Origin of the sequence: Pseudomonas frederiksbergensis (genome assembly GCF_001952935.1) — a bacterium.
GTDB lineage: Bacteria > Pseudomonadota > Gammaproteobacteria > Pseudomonadales > Pseudomonadaceae > Aquipseudomonas > Aquipseudomonas frederiksbergensis.
This window is the reverse complement of record NZ_CP018319.1, coordinates 1,421,018-1,444,001: the sequence shown is the minus strand read 5'-3', so window position 1 is coordinate 1,444,001 and position 22,984 is coordinate 1,421,018. Positions and strand designations below refer to the sequence as shown.

The following is a 22,984-nucleotide window of genomic DNA, read 5'->3' as shown; positions in this document are numbered from 1 at the left end:
GAGCCAACTGACATGGAGCGTCTGACACGCATTTTAGCCGCACTGACCCGCTGGGGGCTGGGGCTGTGTGCGTTGGTTCTGGTGTCGTTGGCGTTATATGTCAGCCTCGGCCGAGAGCTGACCCCGCTGGTGGCCGAGTACCGTGCCGAAGTCGAAGCCAAAGCCAGCGCGGCCTTGGGCATGCCGCTGAACATCGGCGAGCTGGAAGGTAGCTGGAGCGGTTTTGCTCCGATCATGCTGGCTCACGACGTGATGGTCGGCGAGGGTGCCAATGCCCTGCGTCTGGATCAGGTGCGCGTGGTGCCGGATCTGTGGGCCAGTCTGATGGCTCGTGAAGTGCGCGTCGCTCATCTGGAACTCAGCGGCCTGAAGATCAGCCTCAAGGAAGGCGAGGACGGCCATTGGGCGCTGGAAGGTTTACCGGTGCAACAGGATCAGCCGCTGGATCCTGAGCAATTGCTCAATCGCATGCAGATGGTTCAGCAACTGTCGGTACTCGATAGCCAAGTCACTTTGCAGCCACTGCAAGAGCAGCCGCTGACCCTGACTTACGTCGGACTGAATCTGAAAACCGGTGTCTCGCGCCAGCGACTCGACGCCCGTTTGACCTTGCCTGACGGGCAACCGGTGGCCATCAGCCTGCGTACCCGTCTGCGCGCCAGCGAATGGAAAGACGGCGAGGCTGAAGCCTATTTGAGCCTGCCGCAAAGCGACTGGTCGAAATGGTTGCCTGAGCGCTTGACCCAACAATGGAATTTTTCCGAGTTCAAGGCCGGCGGCGAGCTTTGGGTGAACTGGAACAAGGGCGCCCTGCAGAGTGCGGCGATTCGCTTGAACGCGCCGCAACTCAAGGGCGCGTACGCCGAGCGCAAGCCGATCCAGATCAACAACCTGGCGCTCAACGGCTATTTCCAGCGCAGTTCCGAAGGCGCACTGATCACCCTGGATTCGCTGGCCATGAACCTTGGCGAGACCCGTTGGGAATCGCATCTGCAACTCAAACAGACCAAGGCCACAGAAAAGTCTGAAGAGCTTTGGCACCTGCAAGCCGACCGCCTCGACCTCACCCCGATCACCCCGATATTGAATGCTTTGGGACCGCTGCCCGAAGGCGTTGCTACGGCCGTCGAGCGACTCAAAGTGACCGGTGGCCTGCGTAATGTGCTGATCGACTTCCGACCCAATGCCACCGACGACAGCAAATTCAGCTTTGCCGCCAACCTGGATCGGGTCGGCTTCGATGCCTACCACGGCGCTCCGGCGGCGCGAAATGTCAGTGGCAGCATCAGCGGTGATCTGGGCAGTGGTGAACTGCGTATGGACAGCAAGGACTTTTCCCTGCACCTGGACCCGATCTTTGCCAAACCATGGCAGTACATTCAGGCCAATGCCCGTCTGACCTGGAAACTCGATAAAGAAGCCTTCACCTTGATCGCGCCATACCTGAAGGTGCTGGGCGAGGAGGGCAAGATTGCTGGCGACTTCCTGATCCGCCTGCATTTCGACCACACCCAGGAAGACTACATGGACCTGCGGGTCGGTCTGGTGGACGGCGACGGTCGTTACACCGCCAAGTACTTGCCGACAATGCTCAGCCCCGGGCTGGACGAATGGCTGCGTACGGCGATTCTCAAAGGTGCGGTGGACGAAGGCTTCTTCCAGTACCAGGGTTCGCTGAACCATGGGGCCGCCGACACAGCCCGCAGCATCAGCCTGTTCTTCAAGGTTCACGATGCCGAACTGGCCTTCCAGCCAGGCTGGCCACATGTCAGCAACGTCACGGGTGACGTGTTTGTTGAAGACAGCGGTGTGCGGATCCTGGCCAGCCAGGGTCAGTTACTCAATACCCAGGTCAGCGACATTTACGTCAATATTCCCCATGTGCCAGCGGGGCAAAGCGTCCATCTGTTCCTCGATGGCGGATTTGCCGGCGGGTTGGGCGATGGCTTGAAGATTCTCCAGGAAGCGCCGATCGGCACCGCCGCCACCTTTGCCGGCTGGGAAGGCGAGGGCGATCTGCGAGGCAAACTGAAACTGGACATTCCATTGGTCAAAGGCGAACAGCCAAAGATCCTCGTCGACTTCAAGACCGCCAAGGCTCGCCTGAAAATGGCTGAGCCAACCCTGGAGCTGACTCAGCTCAAGGGCGATTTCCGTTTCGACAGCACCAAGGGTTTGAGCGGGCAAAACATCACCGCGCGAGCCTTTGATAAACCGGTTAGCGCACAGATTTTCGCCGAGGGCACCCCCGGCAACCTCAAGACTCGCGTCGTCGGCTCGGGGCAGGTCGAGGTCAAGAAACTGACTGAGTGGCTGAGTGTTACTCAGCCGTTGCCAGTGTCCGGTGTGATCCCTTATCAGCTGCAACTGAACCTTGACGGGGCCGACAGTCAATTGATGGTCAGCTCCAACCTGAAGGGGGTAGCAGTCGATTTGCCGGCGCCTTTCGGCATGACGGCCGATGTCGGCCGCGACACCACATTCCGAATGACCTTGCAGGGGGCGGAGCGGCGCTACTGGGTCAACTACGGTGATCTGGCTAACTTTACGTTTGCGGCACCGCCCGGCAATTTTGCCGATGGGCGCGGCGAGTTGTTCCTGGGGGGCGGCAACGCCGTGCTACCCGGCGCCAAAGGCTTGCGAGTGCGCGGTGTGCTGTCGGAACTGGATGTCCGCCCCTGGAAGGACCTGGTCGATAAATACGCCGGCCAGGATCCGGGCGGCAACGCCAAGCAGTTGCTGAGCAGCGCGGACTTCAAGGTCGGCAAACTCAGCGGTGTCGGCACCACGCTCGATCAGGCGTCGGTGCAGTTGAGCCGCAAACCTGCCGCGTGGGCCTTGCAACTTGACAGTCAGCAGGTCAAGGGCAGTGCCAGCATCCCCGATGCGAAAGCGGCGCCAATTGCGATCAATCTGCAATACGTGCGTTTGCCGGCACCAGACCCCACGGTCCTGGCCGACGAAAACTCGCCGGATCCACTGGCCTCGGTGGATCCGACGAAGATCCCGGCACTGGATATCACCATCAATCAGCTGTTCCAGGGCAAGGACCTCGTCGGAGCGTGGTATCTGAAAGTCCGTCCGACCGCCAAGGGCATTGCGCTTAACACGCTGGATCTGGGCCTCAAGGGCATTCTCCTGCAGGGCAGCGGCGGTTGGGAAGGTGTGCCCGGTTCCAGCAGCAGTTGGTACAAGGGCCGGATCAGCGGCAAGAATCTCGCCGATGTGTTGAAGGGCTGGGGCTATGCGCCAAGTGTCACCAGTGAAGAATTTCATATGGATGTCGATGGTCGCTGGCCAGGTTCTCCGGCCTGGCTGGCCAGCAAGCGGTTCTCCGGCACCCTTGATGCGTCGCTCAATAAAGGCCAGTTCGTTGAAGTCGAGGGCAGCGCCCAGGCCTTGCGGGTATTTGGCCTGCTGAACTTCAACTCCATTGGTCGCCGGCTGCGTCTGGACTTCTCCGATCTGTTCGGCAAAGGCTTGAGTTATGACCGGGTCAAAGGCCTGCTCGTCGCGACCAACGGCGTTTACGTGACCAAGGAGCCGATCCAGATGACCGGTCCGTCGAGTAATGTTGAACTCAACGGCACTTTGAACCTGGTGGGTGACCAGATCGATGCCAAGTTGCTGGTGACGTTGCCTGTGACCAACAACCTGCCGATTGCCGCCCTGATCGTCGGCGCGCCAGCTATTGGCGGTGCGCTGTTCCTGATCGATAAGCTGATCGGTGACCGTGTGGCGCGTTTCGCCAGCGTCCAATACACCGTCAAGGGGCCGTGGAAAGAGCCGAAGATCACCTTCGACAAGCCTTTTTGACAACGCCACGCCTCAGGCCGATGGAGTAGCATGGCCGTAAGTCCTCTGTATGCGTTGATTCCAGATCAGGATAAGGCCATGTCTGTAGCGGTGATTCAAATGGTCAGCCAGAGCGATGTGCTGGCCAATCTGGCCCAGGCCCGTCGGCTGCTCGAGCAAGCGGCAGCCGGTGGTGCGCAGCTGGCTGTGCTTCCGGAAAATTTCGCCGCCATGGGCCGTCGCGACATTGCCGACATCGGCCGCGCCGAGGCGTTGGGCGAAGGCCCGATCCTGCCATGGTTGAAACAGACCGCCCGCGACCTCAAGTTATGGATAGTGGCCGGCACATTGCCGTTGCCGCCGGTGGATCAGCCGACGGCCAAAGTGCATGCCTGCTCGCTGCTGGTGGATGATCACGGCGAAACCGTTGCACGGTATGACAAAGTGCACCTTTTCGATGTCGATGTGGCGGACAATCGCGGGCGTTATCGCGAATCCGATGACTATGCTTATGGCAGCGGGGTAGTCGTGGCGGACACGCCCGTCGGTCGAGTCGGGCTGACGGTGTGTTACGACCTGCGCTTCCCGGAGCTGTACAGCGAATTACGCGCCGCCGGTGCAGAGTTGATTACCGCGCCGTCGGCCTTTACCGCGGTGACCGGCGCAGCGCATTGGGAAATACTGATTCGCGCGCGGGCCATCGAAACCCAATGTTATGTGCTCGCGGCCGCCCAGGGTGGGACGCATCCGGGGCCACGAGAAACCTTTGGTCATGCCGCGATTATCGACCCGTGGGGACGTGTGCTGGCGCAACAGGATCAAGGCGAGGCCGTGCTGCTGGCCGAACGCGATAGCAGCGAACAGGCGTCCATCAGGGCGCGGATGCCGGTGTCCAGTCACCGGCGCTTTTTCTCGCAGGGCGCCCGGCGACCTGCCTCAGAACGATGAATTTAAGGCGTAAAGCATATGAGCGAGTTGTTGTCCTCAGTCAGTGAACACCTCCTGGCGCCCGGCGGCGTAACCATCGAGAGCCTGCAAGGTGTGCTTGGCGATCTGGCCGGCCCGGGCATCGATGCGGCCGACCTGTATTTCCAGGGGCAGATTTCCGAGTCGTGGGCGCTGGAAGACGGGATCGTCAAGGAAGGCAGCTTCAATCTCGACCAAGGTGTCGGTGTGCGTGCGCAATCGGGTGAAAAAACCGGTTTTGCCTACAGCAATGCCATTACCCTCGAAGCCCTCGGCGCCGCGGCCCGTGCTGCACGTTCGATCTCCCGCGCCGGACAGAACGGCGCGGTGCAAGCCTTCACCACTCAGGATGTCGCCCAGTTGTACGGGCCGGACAATCCACTGGAAGTGATGAGCCGTGCCGAGAAGGTCGAACTGCTCAAGCGTATCGATGTGGCGACTCGCGCCCTCGACCCGCGTATCCAGCAAGTCACCGTGAGCATGGCCGGCGTCTGGGAACGAATCCTAGTGGCCTCGACCGACGGCGGCCTGGCTGCCGATGTACGGCCGCTGGTACGTTTTAACGTCAGCGTGATCGTCGAGCAGAACGGTCGCCGTGAGCGCGGCGGTCATGGCGGTGGCGGTCGTACCGATTACCGTTATTTCCTCAGCGATGACCGCGCCATGAGCTATGCCCGCGAAGCGCTGCGTCAGGCGTTGGTGAATCTGGAAGCCATCCCTGCGCCGGCCGGTACGTTGCCGGTGGTATTGGGTTCGGGCTGGTCCGGCGTGCTGCTGCACGAAGCGGTCGGCCATGGTCTGGAAGGCGATTTCAACCGCAAGGGCAGTTCGGCCTACAGCGGGCGCATGGGCGAGATGGTTGCGTCCAAGCTCTGCACCATCGTCGATGATGGCACGCTGGCCGGTCGTCGCGGTTCCCTGAGCGTCGATGATGAAGGCACCCCGACCGAGTGCACGACGTTGATCGAAAACGGCGTACTCAAAGGCTATATGCAGGACAAACTCAACGCCCGCCTGATGGGTGTAGCCCGTACCGGCAACGGTCGTCGCGAATCCTACGCACACCTGCCAATGCCGCGCATGACCAACACCTACATGCTGGCGGGCGAAAGCGACCCGGCAGAAATCATCGCCTCGGTGAAACGCGGCATCTATTGCGCCAACCTCGGCGGCGGGCAGGTGGACATCACCAGCGGCAAATTCGTGTTCTCCACCAGCGAGGCGTACCTAATCGAAGACGGCAAGATCACGGCCCCGGTCAAGGGCGCGACATTGATCGGTAACGGCCCGGAAGCCATGAGCAAGGTGTCGATGGTCGGTAACGATCTGGCGCTGGACAGCGGCGTGGGGACGTGTGGCAAGGATGGGCAGTCGGTGCCGGTGGGTGTCGGCCAGCCAACGCTGAAAATCGATGCGATCACTGTGGGTGGCACAGGATCTTGAGGGATGGAGCTTTGGGTGAACCGCTTGGCGGCTCACCCGAGAAGGGACTTAACGCAGACCGCGTTGAGTCTCGTCCAGCTCACGGATGTACTTGAAGATTTTACGGCTCGATGCCGGTGGCTTGTTGGTCGCCAGTTCGTGCTGGGCCTGACGGATCAGGGAGCGCAATTGTTGACGATCAGCCTCCGGGAAGTCGACCACGAACTTCTCCAGGACCGCATCGTCGCCCGCGATCAAGCGATCGCGCCAGCGTTCCAGGCCATGGAAACGTTCGTTGTACTGCCGAGTGGAGGCATCGAGTTGATCGAGCAGCGTCAGAATGGCGTCAGTGTCCTGATCGCGCATCAGTTTGCCGATGAACATAAGGTGCCGTTTACGCGCGATATTCGCGGTGTGCTTGGGCGCATCAGCCAGTGCCCGGCGCATAGCGTCGGTCAACGGCAGTTTTGCCAGCAAGTCAGGCTTGAGCGTTGTAAGGCGCTCGCCGAGGTCAACCAGAGCATGAAGCTCGCGTTTAACCTGGGATTTGCTTTTTTCTCCCGTATCGAGGGAGTCGTCGTAAGAATCAACCATGGTGGCCGTCCGCAAAGAAACGCCGCCATGATAACCAGTCGGGGGCCGCTTGTCCGGCCCGGTCGCTCGAAGGCCCCAGCCGAAAGCAGAATTTGAGTGGAGAACAGCATGAGTGCAGTTGAAAGCGTCGGCCCACAAGCGTTGCCGGCACTGCAAGAACAAGTCGAGCAGATCATCGCTGAAGCCAAGCGCCAGGGCGCCAGTGCCTGTGAAGTGGCGGTGTCCCTGGAGCAGGGCCTTTCCACCTCCGTGCGTCAGCGTGAAGTCGAAACCGTCGAATTCAACCGCGATCAGGGCTTTGGCATCACCTTGTACGTCGGTCAGCGCAAAGGCTCGGCCAGCACGTCCGCCAGCGGTCCGGAGGCGATTCGCGAAACCGTCGCCGCCGCCCTGGCCATCGCCAGGCACACGTCGGAAGATGAAGCTTCGGGCCTGGCAGACGCCGCCCTGATGGCCAAGGATCTGCAGGATTTCGACCTGTTCCACCAATGGGACATCACTCCGGAACAAGCCATCGAGCAGGCGCTGGCCTGTGAAGCGGCGGCGTTTGCCACCGACAGCCGGATCAAGAACGCCGACGGCACCACCCTCAGCACCCATCAGGGCTGCCGTGTCTACGGCAACAGCCACGGTTTTATTGGCGGTTACGCGTCGACCCGGCACAGCCTGAGCTGCGTAATGATCGCCGAGGCCGACGGCCAGATGCAGCGCGATTACTGGTACGACGTGAACCGTCAGGGCAATTTGCTGGCCTCTCCAGAGAGCATCGGCCAGCGTGCCGCGCAACGGGCGGCGAGCCGTCTGGGCGCACGTCCGGTTCCGACCTGCGAAGTGCCGGTGCTGTTTTCCGCGGAGTTGGCCGGTGGCTTGTTCGGCAGTTTCCTCTCGGCGATTTCCGGCGGCAGTCTGTATCGCAAATCCTCATTCCTTGAAGGGACGCTGGGGCAGAAACTGTTCCCGGAATGGCTGACCATCGATGAGCGTCCGCACCTGATGCGAGCCATGGGCAGTTCTGCATTCGATGGTGATGGGCTGGCCACTTACGCCAAGCCGTTCGTCGAAAAAGGCGAGTTGGTTTCCTACATTCTCGGCACGTACTCCGGCCGTAAGCTTGGAATGCCGAGCACCGCCAACGCTGGCGGCGTGCACAACCTGTTCGTCACCCATGGCGACGAAGACCAGGCAGCCTTGCTGCGCCGCATGGGACGCGGCCTGCTGGTGACTGAATTGATGGGCCAGGGCCTGAACATGGTTACTGGCGATTACTCCCGTGGCGCGGCGGGTTACTGGGTCGAGAACGGCGAAATCCAGTTTGCGGTCCAGGAAGTGACCATCGCCGGCAACATGCGTGACATGTTCAAGCAGATCGTTGCGGTCGGTAATGACCTGGAGTTGCGCAGCAACATTCGCACCGGGTCGGTGTTGATCGAGCGGATGACGGTAGCCGGAAGCTAACGCTTAGCCGTTACACAAAAAGGCGCGCCACCCATGGGTGGCGCGCCTTTTTTATTGTTGCTGCACGATCCCCTGTGGGAGCGGGCTTGCTCGCGAAGGGGACTTCACATCCAACATTTTTGTTGGATGGTAAACCGCTTTCGCGAGCAAGCCCGCTCCCACAATAAGCACTGAGCGTTTTGCTACTCTTGTTTTGGTTCTCATTATCATCTAATAATAAATCTCATTATCGAATGAGCCCGGATCATGAGTTCTGCCTTGCACGAGCAGCCTTACCTCGAAAGCTGGCGCTGGATGAGTCGCCAGATCCGTTGCGCGATGGACCCTGACGAGCCTCGCCTGATCGAACATTACCTGGCCGAAGGTCGGTATCTCGCCTGCTGCACGGCAACCTCGTCCTGGACCATCGCCGAAACTTCTTTCCGTCTGTTGCTCGACACCGCCGCCGATGTCGCGCTGCCTTGGCACTGGCGAACCTACTGCCTGGATCAGGCCTGGCGCCCATTGCGCGAACTCGAACGCCTGTCTCTGTGCAAATGCCGCCTCAAGCGCTGGCAGAGCTACACCTGGCAACTGGCGACCTGCGAGTTGCACCCCTCGATTCCTCTCATAGAACTGGTGCAAGGATTTTCTGATGACCAAGACACGTATTGAGCGCGACAGCATGGGCGAGCTTCAAGTCCCGGTGGACGCCCTCTATGGCGCGCAAACCCAACGTGCGGTGGATAACTTTCCCATCAGCGGCAAACCGATGCCCGTGCAGTTCATTCGCGCGCTGATCCTGGCGAAAGCCGCCGCTGCCCGGGCCAACGTCGAGCTCAAGCAAATCAGCGAGTCCCAAGGCAAAGCCATCGTCGATGCGGCACTGGGCCTGCTTCAGGACGACTTCATGCAGCACTTCCCGGTGGATATTTTCCAGACCGGTTCCGGCACCAGTTCGAACATGAACGCCAACGAAGTGATCGCCACCCTGGCCAGCCGCCTGCTCGGTGAGCCGGTGAACCCCAACGATCACGTGAATTGCGGCCAAAGCAGCAACGACATCATCCCAACCACCATCCACGTCAGTGCCGCGTTGGCTTTGCATGAGCAATTGTTGCCGGCACTGGTGGGTCTGGTTCAGGTGATCGAGCGCAAGGCCGATGAGGTTCATCACCACGTCAAAACCGGCCGCACTCACCTGATGGACGCCATGCCGGTGCGCATGAGCCAGGTGCTCAACGGTTGGGCGCAGCAGCTCAAGGCCAACATCGGTCATCTGAACGATCTGCTGCCGAGTCTGCAATCCCTGGCTCAGGGCGGCACGGCGGTCGGCACCGGGATCAACGCTCACCCACAATTCGCAGCGCGTTTCAGTGAGCAACTGAGCAAGCTGACCCAGGTGCAATTCAAACCGGGTGAGGATCTGTTTGCGCTGATCGGCTCTCAGGACACGGCGGTCAGTGTTTCCGGCCAGCTCAAGGCCACGGCCGTTTCGCTGATGAAAATCGCCAACGACCTGCGCTGGATGAACTCCGGCCCGTTGGCCGGTCTTGGTGAAATCGAGCTCGAAGCCTTGCAGCCGGGTTCTTCGATCATGCCTGGCAAGGTCAACCCGGTGATCCCGGAAGCGACCGCCATGGTCGCCGCACAGGTCATCGGTAACGACACGGTTATCACCATCGCCGGTCAATCGGGCAATTTCGAGCTGAACGTGATGCTGCCGATCATCGCCCAGAACCTGCTGAGCAGCATCGAGTTGCTGGCCAACTCCAGCCATTTGCTGGGTGAAAAAGCCATCGCCAGCTTCAAGGTCAACGAAGCCAGGCTCAAGGAAGCGTTGTCGCGTAACCCGATTTTGGTCACCGCACTCAACCCGATCATTGGTTACCAAAAAGCCGCGGAGATCGCCAAGAAGGCCTATCAACAAGGCCGGCCGGTGATCGATGTCGCTCTGGAACACACCGACCTGACGCGCAGCCAACTGGAAGAGTTACTCAATCCAGAGAAGCTCACCGCAGGCGGCGTGTAATCACCGCTACCGCTTTGGAGGCTCACCATGGAGCACTGGAAACGCACGATCGAAAGGGCTAATCGTTGTTTCATGCTGGGCGAACTGGTCGATGCCCGCGAGGCTTACTTGCAAGCATTGGCCCTGGCCCAGGTGTTGTTCGAGCGCTGGGCGGATGCCGACGAAGCGGTGGCAGCCTGCGTGATTTCCCACCACAACCTGGCGGACCTGCATTTGCGTCTGAACCAGCCGGAGGAGAGCGCCGAGTACCTGTGCGCCATCCATCAGCGATTGTTGCAGACCATGCAGGACCCACGACTGGCGCCCGCCCTGCGTGAAGCAGCGTTGCGCCAGAGCAGCAAAACCTACGTCGAGCTGCTGAATTTCATCAGCGAACACGGCGAATACCCGCGTACGCATCGACTGCTGCACATCGATGCCGCCTCGCCTGCGCCCCTACATCACGGAGTTCATTGAAATGGCTTTTACCTTGCCTGCCTTGCCCTACGCCTACGATGCCCTGGAACCGCACATCGATGCGCAGACCATGGAAATCCACTACACCAGGCACCACCAGACCTACATCAACAACCTCAACGCTGCGGTTGAAGGCACCGAGTTTGCCGAATGGCCGGTGGAGAAACTGGTGTCTGCGGTCCAGCAGCTGCCGGAGAAGCTGCGCGCGGCGGTGATTAATCAGGGCGGCGGGCACGCGAACCATTCGCTGTTCTGGAAAGTAATGGCGCCCAACGGCGGCGGCCAGCCCGAAGGCTCACTGGCGGCGGCGATCGACGAGCAACTGGGCGGCTTGAGCAGTTTCAAGGAAGCCTTCACCAAAGCCGCGCTGACTCGTTTTGGCAGCGGCTGGGCGTGGCTCAGTGTGACGCCGCAAAAGACGCTGGTCGTTGAAAGCAGCGGCAATCAGGACAGTCCATTGATGAACGGCAATACGCCCATCCTCGGCCTGGATGTCTGGGAGCACGCGTATTACCTGCAATACCAGAACCGTCGCCCGGAATACATCAACGCGTTCTACAACGTGATCAATTGGCCTGAAGTCACTGCGCGCTATCAGGCTGCACTGGTTTAAGACTTCTGCAAAAGCAATCCAGGGCTGGCTATGAGCACTGAAACACTGGCGATCGGTAGTGGACGAATGTTTCGTTACGCGTTCGGATCGCTGTTACTGCTGGCAGGCGTGACGTTGTTGGTGGCTCAAGGCCTGGCGTGGCTGGACCTTGAGCCGAAACTGCTGCGCGCGCTGCAAGGCGGGGCGATCTGCGCCTTGGGCACTGCCTTGGGCGCGGTGCCCGTGCTGGTCATTCGACGGATGCCTCAAGTGCTCAGCGATATGCTGCTCGGCTTTGGGGCCGGGGTGATGCTCGCAGCGACAGCGTTTTCGTTGATCGTTCCGGGGATCTCTGCCGCTGAAAGCCTGGGGCTGACGCCTTGGGCGGCCAGCGGACTGATCAGTTTCGGCATCATGCTGGGGGCGTTTGGATTGTTCCTGGTGGATCGCAAGGTGTCGGGTGCATCGCCGGAAATGCTCGTAGGCACGCTGGAACGACCGGTCATCCCGCCGCGAATCTGGTTGTTTGTGTTTGCGATCATTGCCCACAACATCCCCGAAGGCATGGCGGTCGGTGTGTCGGCGGGAGGGGGCATGCCCGATGCCGATAGCCTGGCCATGGGCATCGCCTTGCAGGATGTGCCGGAAGGTCTGGTGATCGCGTTGGTACTGGCCGGGGCAGGGATGTCGCGGGTCAAGGCGTTCCTGATCGGAGCTGCGTCAGGTCTGGTCGAGCCGGTCTTTGCGTTGTTGTGCGCCTGGCTGGTGAGCCTGGCCGAATTGTTGTTGCCCTTGGGGTTGGCGCTGGCGGCCGGGGCAATGTTGCTGGTGGTCACCCATGAAGTCATTCCCGAGTCGCGCCGCAATGGTCACGACAAGCTTGCAAGTCTCGGGTTGCTGATCGGGTTTTGCTTGATGATGGTGATGGATACGGCGTTGGCTTAGCGCGGATATGTAGCAGCAGGCTTCGCCGGCTGCTACAGGGCGAGGTGTTATTCGCCTTCGCCGAAGTAGTCATTGATCAAATTCACCAATGCCTGCAGCGCCTCATCAGCCTGTTCGCCTTCGGTGCTCAGGTGGATTCTGGTGCCCTTGCCCGCAGCGAGCATCATCATTGCCATGATGCTTTTTCCGTCGACCGTGGATTCCGGCGTGCGTCCTACTCTGATCGTGCAATCCTTGAACTCACCGGCGACGCCAACGAATTTTGCAGAAGCGCGGGCATGCAGGCCCAGCTTGTTGATGATTTCAATTTCCAGAGCAGGCATCGCGGTGTGAATCCTTTAGCTGAGGTCGCGGTGGCGAACCTGGACGTTCTTCAGGGATTTTTGCAGGGCCTGGCCCAGACGTTCGGTCAGGTAGACGGAGCGGTGATGGCCGCCGGTGCAGCCAATGGCAATGGTGACATAAGCGCGGTTGCTGGCGGCAAAGCGGGGTAGCCACTTTAACAAGTAGGTGGAGATGTCCTGGAACATCTCTTCGACGTCCGGCTGTGCCGCCAGGTAATCGGCAACCGGTTGGTCGAGACCCGATTGATCGCGTAACTCTGGCTTCCAGTAAGGGTTCGGCAGGCAGCGCACGTCGAACACCAGATCAGCGTCCACCGGCATTCCACGCTTGAAGCCGAAAGATTCCACCAGGAACGCCGTACCGGATTCCGGCTGGTTCAACAGGCGCAGCTTGATGGTATCTCGCAGTTGATACAGGTTCAGGTTGGTGGTGTTTACCTTGAGATCGGCGAGATCGGCAATCGGCCCGAGCAGGGCGGTCTCATCGTTGATGGCCTCGGCCAGCGAACGATTGGAGTTGCTCAGCGGGTGACGACGGCGGGTTTCCGAGAAACGCTTGAGCAAGGTTTCTTCGTCGGCGTCCAGATAAAGCACATCACACTGGATATGCCGGCTGCGCACTTCTTCCAGCAGTTCGGGAAAACGCGACAAGTGACTCGGCAAGTTGCGCGCATCGATCGATACGGCCACCAGCGGTTGCGCCAGCTCAGTATGGATCAGCGCACGTTCGGCCAGTTCCGGCAGCAGGCCGGCGGGCAGGTTGTCGATGCAGTAGAAGCCGTTGTCCTCGAGAACATCGAGTGCGGTACTTTTACCTGAGCCGGAACGGCCACTGACGATGATCAAGCGCATGATTAATGACCGTTTTGCTCGTCCAGGACAACCTGATACAAGGCTTCATTGCTCGGGGCGCTGCGCAGCTTTTCGCGCACTTCCTTGCGGTCGAGCATGCTGGCGATCTGGCGCAGCAACTCCAGGTGCGCATCGGTAGCGGCTTCCGGGACCAGCAGAACGAACAGCAGGTCAACCGGGGCGCCGTCGATGGCGTCGAAATCGATGGGTGCATCAAGGTGCATCAGGGCGCTGATGGGCGAGGTACAGCCCTTCAGGCGGCAGTGGGGAATGGCAATGCCGTTGCCAAAGCCGGTTGAGCCGAGTTTTTCACGGGCAATCAGAGCCTCGAAGACATCTTGCATCTCCAGATCCGGTACTTCTTTATGGATAAGGTTGGCAATTTGCTCGAGGGCTTTCTTTTTACTGCCGCCCGGCACGTTCACGAGGGAACGGCCGGGGGTCAGGATGCTTTCAAGTCGGATCATGGGTAGGGAGTGTTAACGACCGGTCGCGCCCTGGAGGAGGCTTTGGGTCTTTTCCTTATGCTTTTTGAGTTGTTTATCCAGCTTGTCGGTCAGTGCGTCGATCGCCGCGTACATATCGGTATGCTCCGCGTTTGCGACCACTTCATTGCCGGGAATATGCAGTGTGGCTTCGATTTTCTGCTTGAGCTTTTCGACCGTCATCGTGACCTGCACGTTGGTGATCTTGTCGAAATGCCTCTCTAATCGTTCGAGTTTTTCGCCGATGTAGGTGCGAAGAGGTTCGGTCACTTCCAGTTGGTGTCCACTGATGTTGACTTGCATACAGCTTCTCCTTCGTTGCCAGTGCATAAAGCGGCAGGCAGAAATACCTGCCACTGGAACGCTGTGGCGTGGCTCTACATCAACCGCTTGCGTTCGCTCGAAGGCGCGATCCCGAGGGATTCGCGGTACTTGGCGACGGTGCGGCGAGCCACCTGAATGCCTTGTGCCTCCAGTAAACCAGCGATCTTGCTGTCACTCAACGGCTTTTTCTGATTTTCCGCGGCAACCAGTTTTTTGATGATCGCGCGGATCGCCGTGGACGAGCATTCACCGCCCTCGGAGGTGCTGACGTGGCTGGAAAAAAAGTATTTCAGTTCATATATGCCCCGAGGGGTATGCATGAATTTTTGCGTGGTTACCCGTGAAATCGTCGACTCGTGCATCCCTACCGCTTCGGCAATGTCATGCAGGACCAGCGGTTTCATGGCTTCGTCGCCGTATTCAAGAAAACCGCGCTGATGCTCGACGATTTGCGTGGCCACTTTCATCAGGGTTTCGTTGCGGCTTTGCAGGCTCTTGATGAACCAGCGGGCCTCTTGCAACTGATTGCGCATGAAGGTGTTGTCGGCGCTGGTGTCGGCGCGGCGCACGAAGCCGGCGTATTGGGCGTTGACCCGCAGTCGTGGCACGGATTCCTGGTTCAGCTCCACCAGCCAGCGCTCGTTGTCCTTGCGTACGATCACGTCGGGAACGACGTATTCGGCTTCGCTGGACTCGATTTGCGAGCCTGGGCGCGGGTTGAGGCTCTGCACCAGTTCAATCACCTGGCGCAGTTCGTCTTCCTTGAGCTTCATGCGACGCATCAGCTGGCTGTAATCGCGACTGCCGAGCAGGTCGATGTAGTCGGTGACCAGGCGTTTGGCCTCGACCAGCCAAGGTGTCTTGGCGGGCAATTGGCGCAATTGCAGCAGCAGGCATTCGCCCAGGTTACGGGCGCCGATACCGGCAGGTTCGAATTGCTGGATGCGGTGCAGGACGGCTTCGATTTCGTCCAGTTCGATGTCCAGTTCCGGGTCGAAGGCTTCGAGAATCTCCTCGAGGGTTTCGTCCAGGTAGCCCTGATTGTTGATGCAATCGATCAGGGTCACGGCGATCAGGCGATCGGTGTCGGACATCGGGGCCAGGTTCAGTTGCCATAGCAGGTGGCTTTGCAGGCTTTCGCCGGCCGATGTCCGGGTGGTGAAGTCCCACTCGTCGTCATCGTTGCTCGGCAGGCTACTGGCGCTGGTCTGGTAGACGTCTTCCCATGCGGTATCGACGGGCAGTTCGTTGGGGATGCGCTCGTTCCAGTCGCCTTCCTCGAGGTTATCAACCGTCGGGGCGGTTTCCTGGTAGGAGGGTTCCGAAACATCGGCGTTGGGTAGCTGTTCGGCTTTGTCGGCCAAGGGGTCGGCGTTATCGAAGTCGTCGCCTTCTTCCTGGCGTTCGAGCATCGGATTGGACTCCAGGGCCTCCTGGATTTCCTGTTGCAGGTCCAGGGTCGACAATTGGAGCAGGCGGATGGCCTGTTGCAGCTGCGGTGTCATCGTCAGCTGCTGGCCCATTCTCAAGACTAGCGATGGTTTCATGGCAGGGGCTTAACACCTTATTCGCCGGCGCACATGCGCCATCCACTACAGGGCGCCGAAGCGCCAAACATAAGCAAATTATATGCCCGAAACTGCAGCGTTTGCCTAGAGCGCTGTAACAATAAAAAAATGTTGATTTTTTATTGAGGCAAGCGCCCGAGCAACCAGCCAGACACCTTGGTGCTTACAGGCGGAACTCATGGCCCAGATACACTTCCTTGACCAGGTCGTTGGCCAGAATGGTGGCAGAGTCACCTTCGGCGATCAGCTGGCCATCGTTGACGATGTAGGCGGTTTCGCAGATATCCAGGGTTTCACGGACGTTGTGGTCAGTGATCAGCACACCAATGCCCTTGGCCTTGAGGTGATAGATGATCTGCTTGATGTCGCCCACCGAAATCGGGTCCACGCCGGCGAACGGTTCGTCGAGGAGGATGAATTTCGGGTTGGTAGCCAGTGCCCGGGCGATCTCCACGCGGCGGCGTTCACCGCCGGACAGGCTCATCCCGAGGTTGTCGCGGATGTGGCTGATGTGGAATTCCTGCAGCAGGCTTTCCAGCTCCTGGCGACGACCGGCCTTGTCGAGTTCCTTGCGGGTCTCGAGGATCGCCATGATGTTGTCGGCTACCGAGAGTTTGCGGAAGATCGATGCTTCTTGCGGAAGATAGCCGATGCCGGCCTTCGCACGACCGTGCATAGGCTGGTGGCTGACATCCAGGTCGTCAATCAGTACGCGGCCCTGATCGGCCTGTACCAGGCCGACAATCATGTAAAAACAGGTGGTCTTGCCGGCGCCGTTGGGACCCAGCAGGCCAACGATCTGACCGCTGTCGATCGACAGGCTGACGTCACGCACGACCTGGCGGCTCTTGTAGCTCTTGGCCAGATGCTGAGCTTTCAGAGTTGCCATTACTGGGCCTTTTGCTCGTCGGTTTTCTTCTTCGGCTGGATCACCATGTCGATGCGCGGACGCGACTCGGTAACCTTGTTGCCCGTCGCGCGACCGGCGCTGGCAAGCTTTTTCACCGTGTCGTAGACGATTTTCTCGCCTTGGGTGACGTTGTTGTCCTTGTCGATGACTTTGGCGCGATCGATCAATACGACGCGGTTTTGCGAGGCGTGGTACTGGATGGTCACTCCGTAGCCCTGAACCGGCTTGGTGTCGCCAGCCGTCTGCATCTGCTCGAAGTAGGCCAGATTGCCCACCGATGTCACCACGTCGATGTCGCCGGCCGGAGTGCGGGTGATGGTCACAGTATTGCCTTTAACGATCATCGAGCCCTGGGTAATGATCACGTCACCTTTATAGGTGGCAACACCATTCTTGTCGTCCAGCTGGGCATCGTCGGCCTGGATGCGGATAGGCTGCTCTTGATCGTTCGGCAGAGCCCAGGCGCTCACGCTTCCCAGTGCTGCGCTCAGACCGAGCAAAATAGGGAGGGTTTTAACGAGCCTCATACTGTCCTCTTACGTTCGATAGCAGGTGTATCCTGCTTTCTTTCAAATACGCTTTCATTCCCTTGCCAGTCGACACACCACCAGCGCCGTCGATTCTAACGGGTTGCTCGGTCTGCGCATATTGCTGCTGCGGGAACACTGTCATGCGGGTGGTGGTAATCAGGGTCTTGCGGTTTTTCTCGTCGAAGCGCGTGATGCGCACCGAGTCAATCAGTTCGACCTGGGTGCCGTCGGGGTTCACTTCGCCGTGCTCGCTCTGCACATGCCACGGGAACTCGGTGCCGCGGAACATGTTCAGGTCGGGATTGGTCAACAGCGTCACTTCGGTGGCTTTCAGGTGTTCAACCTTGTCGGACGTCATTTCGTATTGCAGTTTGCCGTCCGGCAGATATTGCACGCTGTGGGCGTTGATCGCGTAATAGTCGATCGCGGTTTCATCGATCTTTGCCACCGGCTTGTCGAGGAAGCGTTCCGGGCTGATGTTCCAGTAGCCGACCGCGGCGAATATCGCTGCGATGCAACCGAACACCAGGAATTTGCGGATCTTTTTGCTCAGCATAGTTGGCTCACAGGTACGCGGCGTTTGCCGCATCGAGGCGGCCCTGCGCGCGCAGGATCAATTCGCAGAATTCGCGAGCGGCACCCTCGCCACCGCGGGCCTGGGTGATGCCGTGGGCATGTTCACGGACGAAACTGGCAGCGCTTGCCACCGCCATGCCCAGGCCGACGCGGCGAATCACCGGCAGGTCCGGCAGGTCGTCACCAAGATAGGCGACTTGCTCATAGCTTAGGTTGAGTTGGGCAAGAAGCTCGTCCAGCACCACCAGTTTGTCTTCGCGCCCCTGGTACACGTGTGGAATACCGAGGTTCTTCGCGCGTCGCTCGACCACCGGGGTCTTGCGGCCGCTGATGATAGCGGTCTGCACGCCGGCTGCCATCAACATCTTGATGCCTTGGCCGTCGAGGGTGTTGAACGTCTTGAATTCGCTGCCGTCTTCGAGGAAGTACAGGCGTCCGTCGGTCAGTACGCCATCGACGTCAAAAACCGCCAGTTTGATGTTCTTGCCGCGTTGCAGCAGGTCGGTGCTCATCACATTACTCCTGCGCGCAGCAGATCGGACAGGTTGAAGGCGCCGATCGGACGGTCCTCCTTGTCCACCACTACCAGCGCGTTGATTCGATGGTCTTCCATGATTTTCAGAGCCTCGGCCGCGAGCATGTCGGCCCGGGCGGTCTTGCCGTGGACGGTCATGACTTCGTCGATGGTCGTATGGTGGATGTCGATGGTCCGGTCAAGGGTGCGGCGCAAGTCGCCGTCGGTGAAGATCCCGGCCAGTTTGCCGTCGGCCTCCACGATCGCGGTCATGCCCAGGCCCTTGCGGGTCATTTCCATCAAGGCGTCCTTGAGTAGCGTGCCACGTTGCACCTGGGGCAGTTCTGCGCCGGCGTGCATGACGGTTTCCACTTTCAGCAGCAGGCGTCGGCCAAGCGCGCCGCCGGGGTGGGAAAAGGCGAAATCTTCGGCGGTAAAACCTCGGGCTTCCAGCAGCGCAACGGCCAGGGCGTCGCCCATGACCAGCGCGGCAGTGGTCGACGAGGTCGGTGCCAGGTTGAGCGGGCAGGCTTCGTGCTCGACATGCACGTTAAGGTTGACCTCGGCAGCCTTCGCCAGCGGTGAATCAGGATTGCCGGTCATGCTGATCAATTGAATGCCCAGGCGTTTGATCAGCGGCAGCAGGGTGACGATTTCATTGGTAGAGCCGGAGTTCGACAGGGCCAGGATGATGTCGTCGCGGGTGATCATGCCCATGTCGCCGTGGCTGGCTTCGGCCGGGTGCACGAAAAAGGCCGTGGTGCCGGTGCTGGCCAGGGTGGCGGCGATCTTGTTGCCGATGTGCCCCGATTTGCCCATGCCGACCACGACCACGCGCCCTTTGCTGGCCAGAATCATCTCGCAAGCGCGTACGAAATCTGCGTCGATACGGGGTAACAAGCCTTGTACGGCTTCCAGTTCGAGGCGGACGGTGCGTTGTGCTGATTGAATCAGGTCGCTGGATTGGCTCATGTCAGAAATCGTATAGCCTGATGAAAAGGCGGCGATTATAACGGTAATGATCGAAACCCTCACGCAAGTTCGTCGCGCTTTGTCATTCCCTGTTACCGAATACGCCTAAATAGAAGCTTTTACCCCGTCATGTTGCACAACATGGCCCGGCTTGGGCCTTGGGCGCTTGGCCTTTGCAGTGATATAGTTCGCCGCCAGTTCGGCCTGCCCGGGAGGTATGTGCTTTCGCCAGAAAGCCAGGCGTCCGAGTGAGAGGCTGCATCGCAAGGAGTTTAGATGAGTGCCGATAAAGCCTACGCGGTCGAGCTGAAGGGACTGACCTTCAAGCGCGGAACGCGCAGCATTTTCAATAACGTCGATATACGTATCCCGCGCGGCAAGGTCACCGGCATCATGGGCCCTTCCGGGTGTGGCAAGACTACGCTGCTGCGGCTGATGGGCGCACAGTTGCGGCCTACCAAAGGCGAAGTCTGGGTCAATGGGCAGAACCTGCCGAAACTGTCTCGCAGTGACCTGTTCGATGCGCGAAAGCACATGGGCGTGCTGTTTCAGAGTGGTGCACTGTTCACCGATCTCGATGTGTTCGAGAACGTCGCCTTTCCGCTACGCGTTCATACCGAGTTGCCGGAAGAAATGATCCGGGACATCGTCCTGCTCAAATTGCAGGCCGTGGGTTTGCGTGGCGCCATCGACCTGATGCCTGACGAGTTGTCCGGCGGCATGAAGCGTCGTGTCGCTCTGGCCCGGGCGATTGCCCTCGATCCGCAAATCCTCATGTATGACGAGCCCTTTGTCGGCCAGGACCCCATCGCCATGGGTGTGCTGGTGCGCCTGATCCGCCTGCTCAACGATGCGCTGGGCATCACCAGTATCGTGGTCTCCCACGACCTGGCCGAGACCGCGAGCATCGCTGATTACATCTATGTCGTCGGCGAAGGCCAGGTATTGGGGCAGGGCACTCCCGAGGAACTGATGAACTCGCAGGAGCCACGCATCCGTCAATTCATGACAGGCGAGCCTGACGGTCCGGTCGCCTATCACTTTCCAGCGACGGATTACCGCGCAGATCTTCTGGGGAAGCGTTGATGCGCAAGATTTCACTGATAGAACGGGTTCGCCGGTTCGGCCACTCAGGCATTGACGTGCTGGGAGTGTTCGGCCGTTCGGCGATATTCCTGTTTCATGCCTTGCTTGGCCGTGGCGGCATTGGCGGCGGTTTTGGCTTGCTGATCAAGCAACTGCATTCGGTGGGCGTAATGTCCCTGGTGATCATTGTGGTCTCCGGGGTATTCATCGGCATGGTGCTGGCGCTGCAAGGCTTCAATATTCTGTCCAGCTATGGTTCGGAGCAGGCGGTCGGCCAGATGGTTGCGCTGACGCTGTTGCGCGAACTGGGGCCTGTGGTCACGGCATTGCTGTTCGCCGGGCGCGCCGGTTCGGCTTTGACTGCCGAAATCGGCAACATGAAGTCCACCGAGCAGTTGTCCAGTCTGGAAATGATTGGTGTCGACCCGCTCAAGTACATCATTGCCCCGCGCCTGTGGGCCGGCTTCATTTCCCTGCCGGTGCTGGCGATGATCTTCAGCGTGGTGGGCATCTGGGGTGGTTCGTGGGTGGCCGTCGACTGGCTGGGGGTCTATGAAGGTTCCTACTGGTCCAACATGCAGAACAGCGTGACCTTTGCTGACGATGTGCTCAACGGCATCATCAAAAGCATCGTTTTCGCCTTTGTCGTGACCTGGATTGCCGTATTCCAAGGCTATGACTGCGAGCCCACTTCCGAGGGGATCAGTCGTGCCACTACCAAGACCGTGGTGTATGCCTCTTTGGCTGTACTCGGCCTGGACTTTATTCTGACCGCCTTGATGTTTGGAGATTTCTGATGCAAAACCGCACCCTGGAAATCGGTGTCGGCCTTTTCTTGCTGGCTGGCATCCTGGCTTTGCTGTTGCTGGCGCTGCGGGTAAGTGGCCTGTCCCCGAGCGCAACCACCGACACTTATAAACTTTATGCGTATTTCGACAATATCGCCGGTTTGACTGTCAGAGCTAAAGTGACCATGGCCGGTGTGACCATCGGCAAGGTCACGGCGATCGATCTGGACCGCGACAGTTTCACTGGTCGAGTGACCATGCAGCTGGAAAAACGCGTAGATAACCTGCCGACTGATTCCACTGCATCTATCCTGACCGCTGGCCTGTTGGGCGAGAAGTATATTGGTCTCAGCGTGGGCGGCGAAGAAGGCTTGCTCAAGGATGGCTCAACCATCCACGACACACAGTCGTCGCTGGTACTCGAAGACCTGATCGGTAAATTTCTGCTCAATACCGTTAGTAAAGACGCCAAATGAGGAGCCTTTGAATGATCTCTACCTTGCGACGTGGCCTGTTGGTATTACTCGCGGCCCTGCCGTTGATGGCTAACGCCGTGGCAGCGCCCTCAGCGCACGATATCGTGCAGGACACCACTAATCGGCTACTTGCCGATCTGTCGGCCAATAAAGAGAAGTACAAGCAAGACCCGCAAGACTTCTATGCGGCGCTGAACACCATCGTCGGACCTGTTGTGGATGCCGAGGGCATTTCCAAGAGCATCATGACGGTCAAATATTCGCGCAAAGCCACGCCTGCGCAAATGAAGACCTTTGAAGAAAACTTCAAAAAGGGTCTGTTCCAGTTCTATGGCAACGCTTTGCTTGAGTACAACAATCAGGGGATCGTCGTCGATCCTGCCAAGGATGAGTCGGGAAACCGTACAAGTGTTGCCATGACGGTCAAGGGCACCAACGGCGCGATCTATCCTGTGTCCTACACACTCGAAAAGATCAATGGCGAGTGGAAGTTGCGCAACGTGATCATCAACGGTATCAACATCGGCAAGCTGTTCCGTGATCAGTTCGCTGATGCGATGCAGCGCAATGGCAACGATCTGGACAAGACCATCAATGGTTGGGCCGGGGAAGTCGCCAAAGCCAAGGAAGCCAGCCAGAAGCAAACACCCGAGACGCAAGCTCAATGAGTGTGTCGGCGATTCGCATGAGCGAATCCGGTGAGCTGGCGCTCAGCGGCATGCTGGATTACCGCACTGGCCCCGGTTTGCGCAAGCAGGGGCAGGCGCTGATCAAATCCAGCAAAGCCGCTGCACTGGTGGTCGATTGCTCGGCAGTGTTGAAGTCCAGCAGTGTCGGCTTGTCGCTGCTGCTGTGCTTCATGCGTGATGCAGAGGCGGCCGGCAAGGCGCTGAGCATCCGCGGGATGCCAGAAGACATGCGTGAAATCGCTCAGGTCAGTGAATTGACCGAGCTGTTGGCGCATCCCTAACCACATCTATAAAGAAGCCCCCCGTCAGAGTCCTGCTTCGCGGGGTTCGCAGGCGCGGGGCTTTTTTGTATGATGTCCGACCCGCGCGCACAGGGCGCCGATTGAGGTTGAGCATGCAGGCCGTAGAAGTGAAGAGCTTCCTTGAAGGAAAGCTGCCGGATACCAAGGTGGAAGTTGAAGGCGAAGGCTGCAACTTTCAGCTGAACGTGATTAGCGATGAACTGGCGGCGTTGAGCCCGGTGAAGCGTCAGCAGCAGATCTATGCCCATTTGAACCCATGGATCACCGATGGCAGCATCCATGCGGTCACTATGAAATTTTTCAGCAGCGCGGCCTGGGCCGAGCGCACCTGA

Annotated in this window: 26 protein-coding genes; 15 read left to right on the top strand and 11 right to left on the bottom strand. The window is 59.3% G+C overall.

The annotated features are described in order from the left end of the window. The first annotated feature begins 12 nt into the window (after positions 1-12). From PFAS1_RS06955 to tldD, 3 genes are all read left to right on the top strand, one after another. The gene (locus PFAS1_RS06955) at positions 13-3,816 is read left to right on the top strand and encodes a YhdP family protein (protein ID WP_076028648.1); all 3,804 of its coding nucleotides are present in this window, start codon (positions 13-15) and stop codon (positions 3,814-3,816) included. 78 nt (positions 3,817-3,894) lie between these two features. Beyond that, entirely contained in the window at positions 3,895-4,743 is an 849-nt protein-coding gene (locus tag PFAS1_RS06950; protein ID WP_076031502.1) for a carbon-nitrogen hydrolase family protein, read from the top strand. A gap of 18 nt (positions 4,744-4,761) precedes the next feature. Continuing rightward, positions 4,762-6,204 (top strand): metalloprotease TldD, encoded by a 1,443-nt coding sequence (gene tldD, locus PFAS1_RS06945; RefSeq protein ID WP_076028647.1) that lies wholly within the window; start codon positions 4,762-4,764, stop codon positions 6,202-6,204. A 48-nt stretch (positions 6,205-6,252) separates the two neighbouring features. Here tldD and yjgA read toward each other — a convergent pair whose 3' ends face one another. Beyond that, complete coding sequence (gene yjgA, locus PFAS1_RS06940; protein ID WP_074873785.1) at positions 6,253-6,777, bottom strand: ribosome biogenesis factor YjgA; 525 nt, start codon at positions 6,775-6,777, stop codon at positions 6,253-6,255. A gap of 108 nt (positions 6,778-6,885) precedes the next feature. Here yjgA and pmbA point away from each other — a divergent pair, with 108 nt between their 5' ends. The 6 genes from pmbA (at position 6,886) to PFAS1_RS06910 (ending at position 12,236) form a co-directional block, all read left to right on the top strand. Then, positions 6,886-8,232 (top strand): metalloprotease PmbA, encoded by a 1,347-nt coding sequence (gene pmbA / locus PFAS1_RS06935; RefSeq protein WP_076028646.1) that lies wholly within the window; start codon positions 6,886-6,888, stop codon positions 8,230-8,232. 246 nt (positions 8,233-8,478) lie between these two features. Then, positions 8,479-8,886: a FagA protein gene (locus PFAS1_RS06930; protein WP_076028645.1), complete on the top strand. Its 408-nt coding sequence runs from the start codon at positions 8,479-8,481 to the stop codon at positions 8,884-8,886. Continuing rightward, on the top strand, positions 8,867-10,243 hold the full coding sequence (locus tag PFAS1_RS06925) for a class II fumarate hydratase (protein WP_074873787.1): 1,377 nt from the start codon (positions 8,867-8,869) through the stop codon (positions 10,241-10,243). Before PFAS1_RS06930 ends, PFAS1_RS06925 begins: the two co-directional genes overlap by 20 nt. A gap of 27 nt (positions 10,244-10,270) precedes the next feature. Then, on the top strand, positions 10,271-10,699 hold the full coding sequence (locus PFAS1_RS06920) for a hypothetical protein (protein ID WP_008148865.1): 429 nt from the start codon (positions 10,271-10,273) through the stop codon (positions 10,697-10,699). A gap of 1 nt (position 10,700) precedes the next feature. Further along, positions 10,701-11,312, top strand: a complete 612-nt coding sequence (locus tag PFAS1_RS06915; protein ID WP_076028644.1) for a superoxide dismutase — start codon at positions 10,701-10,703, stop codon at positions 11,310-11,312. 30 nt (positions 11,313-11,342) lie between these two features. Then, complete coding sequence (locus PFAS1_RS06910; RefSeq protein WP_076028643.1) at positions 11,343-12,236, top strand: ZIP family metal transporter; 894 nt, start codon at positions 11,343-11,345, stop codon at positions 12,234-12,236. A gap of 47 nt (positions 12,237-12,283) precedes the next feature. Here PFAS1_RS06910 and PFAS1_RS06905 read toward each other — a convergent pair whose 3' ends face one another. The 10 genes from PFAS1_RS06905 to PFAS1_RS06860 form a co-directional block, all read right to left on the bottom strand. Next, positions 12,284-12,559, bottom strand: a complete 276-nt coding sequence (locus PFAS1_RS06905; RefSeq protein WP_076028642.1) for an HPr family phosphocarrier protein — start codon at positions 12,557-12,559, stop codon at positions 12,284-12,286. A gap of 15 nt (positions 12,560-12,574) precedes the next feature. Further along, positions 12,575-13,432: an RNase adapter RapZ gene (gene rapZ / locus PFAS1_RS06900; protein WP_076028641.1), complete on the bottom strand. Its 858-nt coding sequence runs from the start codon at positions 13,430-13,432 to the stop codon at positions 12,575-12,577. Positions 13,433-13,434: 2 nt separating this feature from the next. Next, positions 13,435-13,899, bottom strand: coding sequence for a PTS IIA-like nitrogen regulatory protein PtsN (gene ptsN, locus PFAS1_RS06895; RefSeq protein WP_056742951.1), 465 nt, complete (start codon positions 13,897-13,899; stop codon positions 13,435-13,437). A 12-nt stretch (positions 13,900-13,911) separates the two neighbouring features. Then, positions 13,912-14,220, bottom strand: coding sequence for a ribosome hibernation-promoting factor, HPF/YfiA family (hpf, locus tag PFAS1_RS06890; RefSeq protein WP_007941242.1), 309 nt, complete (start codon positions 14,218-14,220; stop codon positions 13,912-13,914). Between the two features lie 74 nt (positions 14,221-14,294). Beyond that, positions 14,295-15,788: an RNA polymerase factor sigma-54 gene (locus tag PFAS1_RS06885; protein WP_076028640.1), complete on the bottom strand. Its 1,494-nt coding sequence runs from the start codon at positions 15,786-15,788 to the stop codon at positions 14,295-14,297. A gap of 184 nt (positions 15,789-15,972) precedes the next feature. Next, positions 15,973-16,698 carry an LPS export ABC transporter ATP-binding protein gene (gene lptB, locus PFAS1_RS06880; RefSeq protein ID WP_008150757.1) on the bottom strand — a complete coding sequence of 242 codons (726 nt, stop codon included), beginning with the start codon at positions 16,696-16,698 and terminating at the stop codon, positions 15,973-15,975. Beyond that, positions 16,698-17,246 (bottom strand): lipopolysaccharide transport periplasmic protein LptA, encoded by a 549-nt coding sequence (gene lptA, locus PFAS1_RS06875; protein ID WP_046052886.1) that lies wholly within the window; start codon positions 17,244-17,246, stop codon positions 16,698-16,700. Before lptA ends, lptB begins: the two co-directional genes overlap by 1 nt. Continuing rightward, positions 17,233-17,805, bottom strand: coding sequence for an LPS export ABC transporter periplasmic protein LptC (gene lptC / locus PFAS1_RS06870; RefSeq protein WP_046052887.1), 573 nt, complete (start codon positions 17,803-17,805; stop codon positions 17,233-17,235). Before lptC ends, lptA begins: the two co-directional genes overlap by 14 nt. A gap of 7 nt (positions 17,806-17,812) precedes the next feature. Beyond that, positions 17,813-18,337 (bottom strand): KdsC family phosphatase, encoded by a 525-nt coding sequence (locus PFAS1_RS06865; protein ID WP_076028639.1) that lies wholly within the window; start codon positions 18,335-18,337, stop codon positions 17,813-17,815. Then, complete coding sequence (locus PFAS1_RS06860) at positions 18,337-19,311, bottom strand: KpsF/GutQ family sugar-phosphate isomerase (RefSeq protein WP_074873795.1); 975 nt, start codon at positions 19,309-19,311, stop codon at positions 18,337-18,339. Before PFAS1_RS06860 ends, PFAS1_RS06865 begins: the two co-directional genes overlap by 1 nt. 276 nt (positions 19,312-19,587) lie before the next feature. Between PFAS1_RS06860 and PFAS1_RS06855 the strand changes: the two genes are divergently transcribed. From PFAS1_RS06855 to PFAS1_RS06830, 6 genes are all read left to right on the top strand, one after another. Continuing rightward, the gene (locus tag PFAS1_RS06855) at positions 19,588-20,397 is read left to right on the top strand and encodes an ATP-binding cassette domain-containing protein (protein ID WP_046045860.1); all 810 of its coding nucleotides are present in this window, start codon (positions 19,588-19,590) and stop codon (positions 20,395-20,397) included. Continuing rightward, a complete protein-coding gene (gene mlaE, locus PFAS1_RS06850; protein WP_008150745.1) occupies positions 20,397-21,194 on the top strand; it encodes a lipid asymmetry maintenance ABC transporter permease subunit MlaE in 798 nt (265 codons plus the stop codon). The genes PFAS1_RS06855 and mlaE overlap by 1 nt, the downstream gene beginning before the upstream one ends. Beyond that, positions 21,194-21,661, top strand: coding sequence for an outer membrane lipid asymmetry maintenance protein MlaD (mlaD, locus tag PFAS1_RS06845; protein WP_008150743.1), 468 nt, complete (start codon positions 21,194-21,196; stop codon positions 21,659-21,661). The genes mlaE and mlaD overlap by 1 nt, the downstream gene beginning before the upstream one ends. A gap of 11 nt (positions 21,662-21,672) precedes the next feature. Beyond that, a complete protein-coding gene (locus tag PFAS1_RS06840; protein WP_076028638.1) occupies positions 21,673-22,329 on the top strand; it encodes an MlaC/ttg2D family ABC transporter substrate-binding protein in 657 nt (218 codons plus the stop codon). Then, positions 22,326-22,631 carry an STAS domain-containing protein gene (locus PFAS1_RS06835; protein ID WP_076028637.1) on the top strand — a complete coding sequence of 102 codons (306 nt, stop codon included), beginning with the start codon at positions 22,326-22,328 and terminating at the stop codon, positions 22,629-22,631. Before PFAS1_RS06840 ends, PFAS1_RS06835 begins: the two co-directional genes overlap by 4 nt. 113 nt (positions 22,632-22,744) lie before the next feature. After that, on the top strand, positions 22,745-22,984 hold the full coding sequence (locus PFAS1_RS06830; protein WP_076028636.1) for a BolA family protein: 240 nt from the start codon (positions 22,745-22,747) through the stop codon (positions 22,982-22,984).

Coding starts and splice junctions, on each gene's coding strand:
- PFAS1_RS06955 (WP_076028648.1), top strand. CDS start 13: ATGGAGCGTCTGACACGCATTTTAGCCGCACTGACCCGCTGGGGGCTG.
- PFAS1_RS06950 (WP_076031502.1), top strand. CDS start 3,895: ATGTCTGTAGCGGTGATTCAAATGGTCAGCCAGAGCGATGTGCTGGCC.
- tldD (WP_076028647.1), top strand. CDS start 4,762: ATGAGCGAGTTGTTGTCCTCAGTCAGTGAACACCTCCTGGCGCCCGGC.
- yjgA (WP_074873785.1), bottom strand. CDS start 6,777: ATGGTTGATTCTTACGACGACTCCCTCGATACGGGAGAAAAAAGCAAA.
- pmbA (WP_076028646.1), top strand. CDS start 6,886: ATGAGTGCAGTTGAAAGCGTCGGCCCACAAGCGTTGCCGGCACTGCAA.
- PFAS1_RS06930 (WP_076028645.1), top strand. CDS start 8,479: ATGAGTTCTGCCTTGCACGAGCAGCCTTACCTCGAAAGCTGGCGCTGG.
- PFAS1_RS06925 (WP_074873787.1), top strand. CDS start 8,867: ATGACCAAGACACGTATTGAGCGCGACAGCATGGGCGAGCTTCAAGTC.
- PFAS1_RS06920 (WP_008148865.1), top strand. CDS start 10,271: ATGGAGCACTGGAAACGCACGATCGAAAGGGCTAATCGTTGTTTCATG.
- PFAS1_RS06915 (WP_076028644.1), top strand. CDS start 10,701: ATGGCTTTTACCTTGCCTGCCTTGCCCTACGCCTACGATGCCCTGGAA.
- PFAS1_RS06910 (WP_076028643.1), top strand. CDS start 11,343: ATGAGCACTGAAACACTGGCGATCGGTAGTGGACGAATGTTTCGTTAC.
- PFAS1_RS06905 (WP_076028642.1), bottom strand. CDS start 12,559: ATGCCTGCTCTGGAAATTGAAATCATCAACAAGCTGGGCCTGCATGCC.
- rapZ (WP_076028641.1), bottom strand. CDS start 13,432: ATGCGCTTGATCATCGTCAGTGGCCGTTCCGGCTCAGGTAAAAGTACC.
- ptsN (WP_056742951.1), bottom strand. CDS start 13,899: ATGATCCGACTTGAAAGCATCCTGACCCCCGGCCGTTCCCTCGTGAAC.
- hpf (WP_007941242.1), bottom strand. CDS start 14,220: ATGCAAGTCAACATCAGTGGACACCAACTGGAAGTGACCGAACCTCTT.
- PFAS1_RS06885 (WP_076028640.1), bottom strand. CDS start 15,788: ATGAAACCATCGCTAGTCTTGAGAATGGGCCAGCAGCTGACGATGACA.
- lptB (WP_008150757.1), bottom strand. CDS start 16,698: ATGGCAACTCTGAAAGCTCAGCATCTGGCCAAGAGCTACAAGAGCCGC.
- lptA (WP_046052886.1), bottom strand. CDS start 17,246: ATGAGGCTCGTTAAAACCCTCCCTATTTTGCTCGGTCTGAGCGCAGCA.
- lptC (WP_046052887.1), bottom strand. CDS start 17,805: ATGCTGAGCAAAAAGATCCGCAAATTCCTGGTGTTCGGTTGCATCGCA.
- PFAS1_RS06865 (WP_076028639.1), bottom strand. CDS start 18,337: ATGAGCACCGACCTGCTGCAACGCGGCAAGAACATCAAACTGGCGGTT.
- PFAS1_RS06860 (WP_074873795.1), bottom strand. CDS start 19,311: ATGAGCCAATCCAGCGACCTGATTCAATCAGCACAACGCACCGTCCGC.
- PFAS1_RS06855 (WP_046045860.1), top strand. CDS start 19,588: ATGAGTGCCGATAAAGCCTACGCGGTCGAGCTGAAGGGACTGACCTTC.
- mlaE (WP_008150745.1), top strand. CDS start 20,397: ATGCGCAAGATTTCACTGATAGAACGGGTTCGCCGGTTCGGCCACTCA.
- mlaD (WP_008150743.1), top strand. CDS start 21,194: ATGCAAAACCGCACCCTGGAAATCGGTGTCGGCCTTTTCTTGCTGGCT.
- PFAS1_RS06840 (WP_076028638.1), top strand. CDS start 21,673: ATGATCTCTACCTTGCGACGTGGCCTGTTGGTATTACTCGCGGCCCTG.
- PFAS1_RS06835 (WP_076028637.1), top strand. CDS start 22,326: ATGAGTGTGTCGGCGATTCGCATGAGCGAATCCGGTGAGCTGGCGCTC.
- PFAS1_RS06830 (WP_076028636.1), top strand. CDS start 22,745: ATGCAGGCCGTAGAAGTGAAGAGCTTCCTTGAAGGAAAGCTGCCGGAT.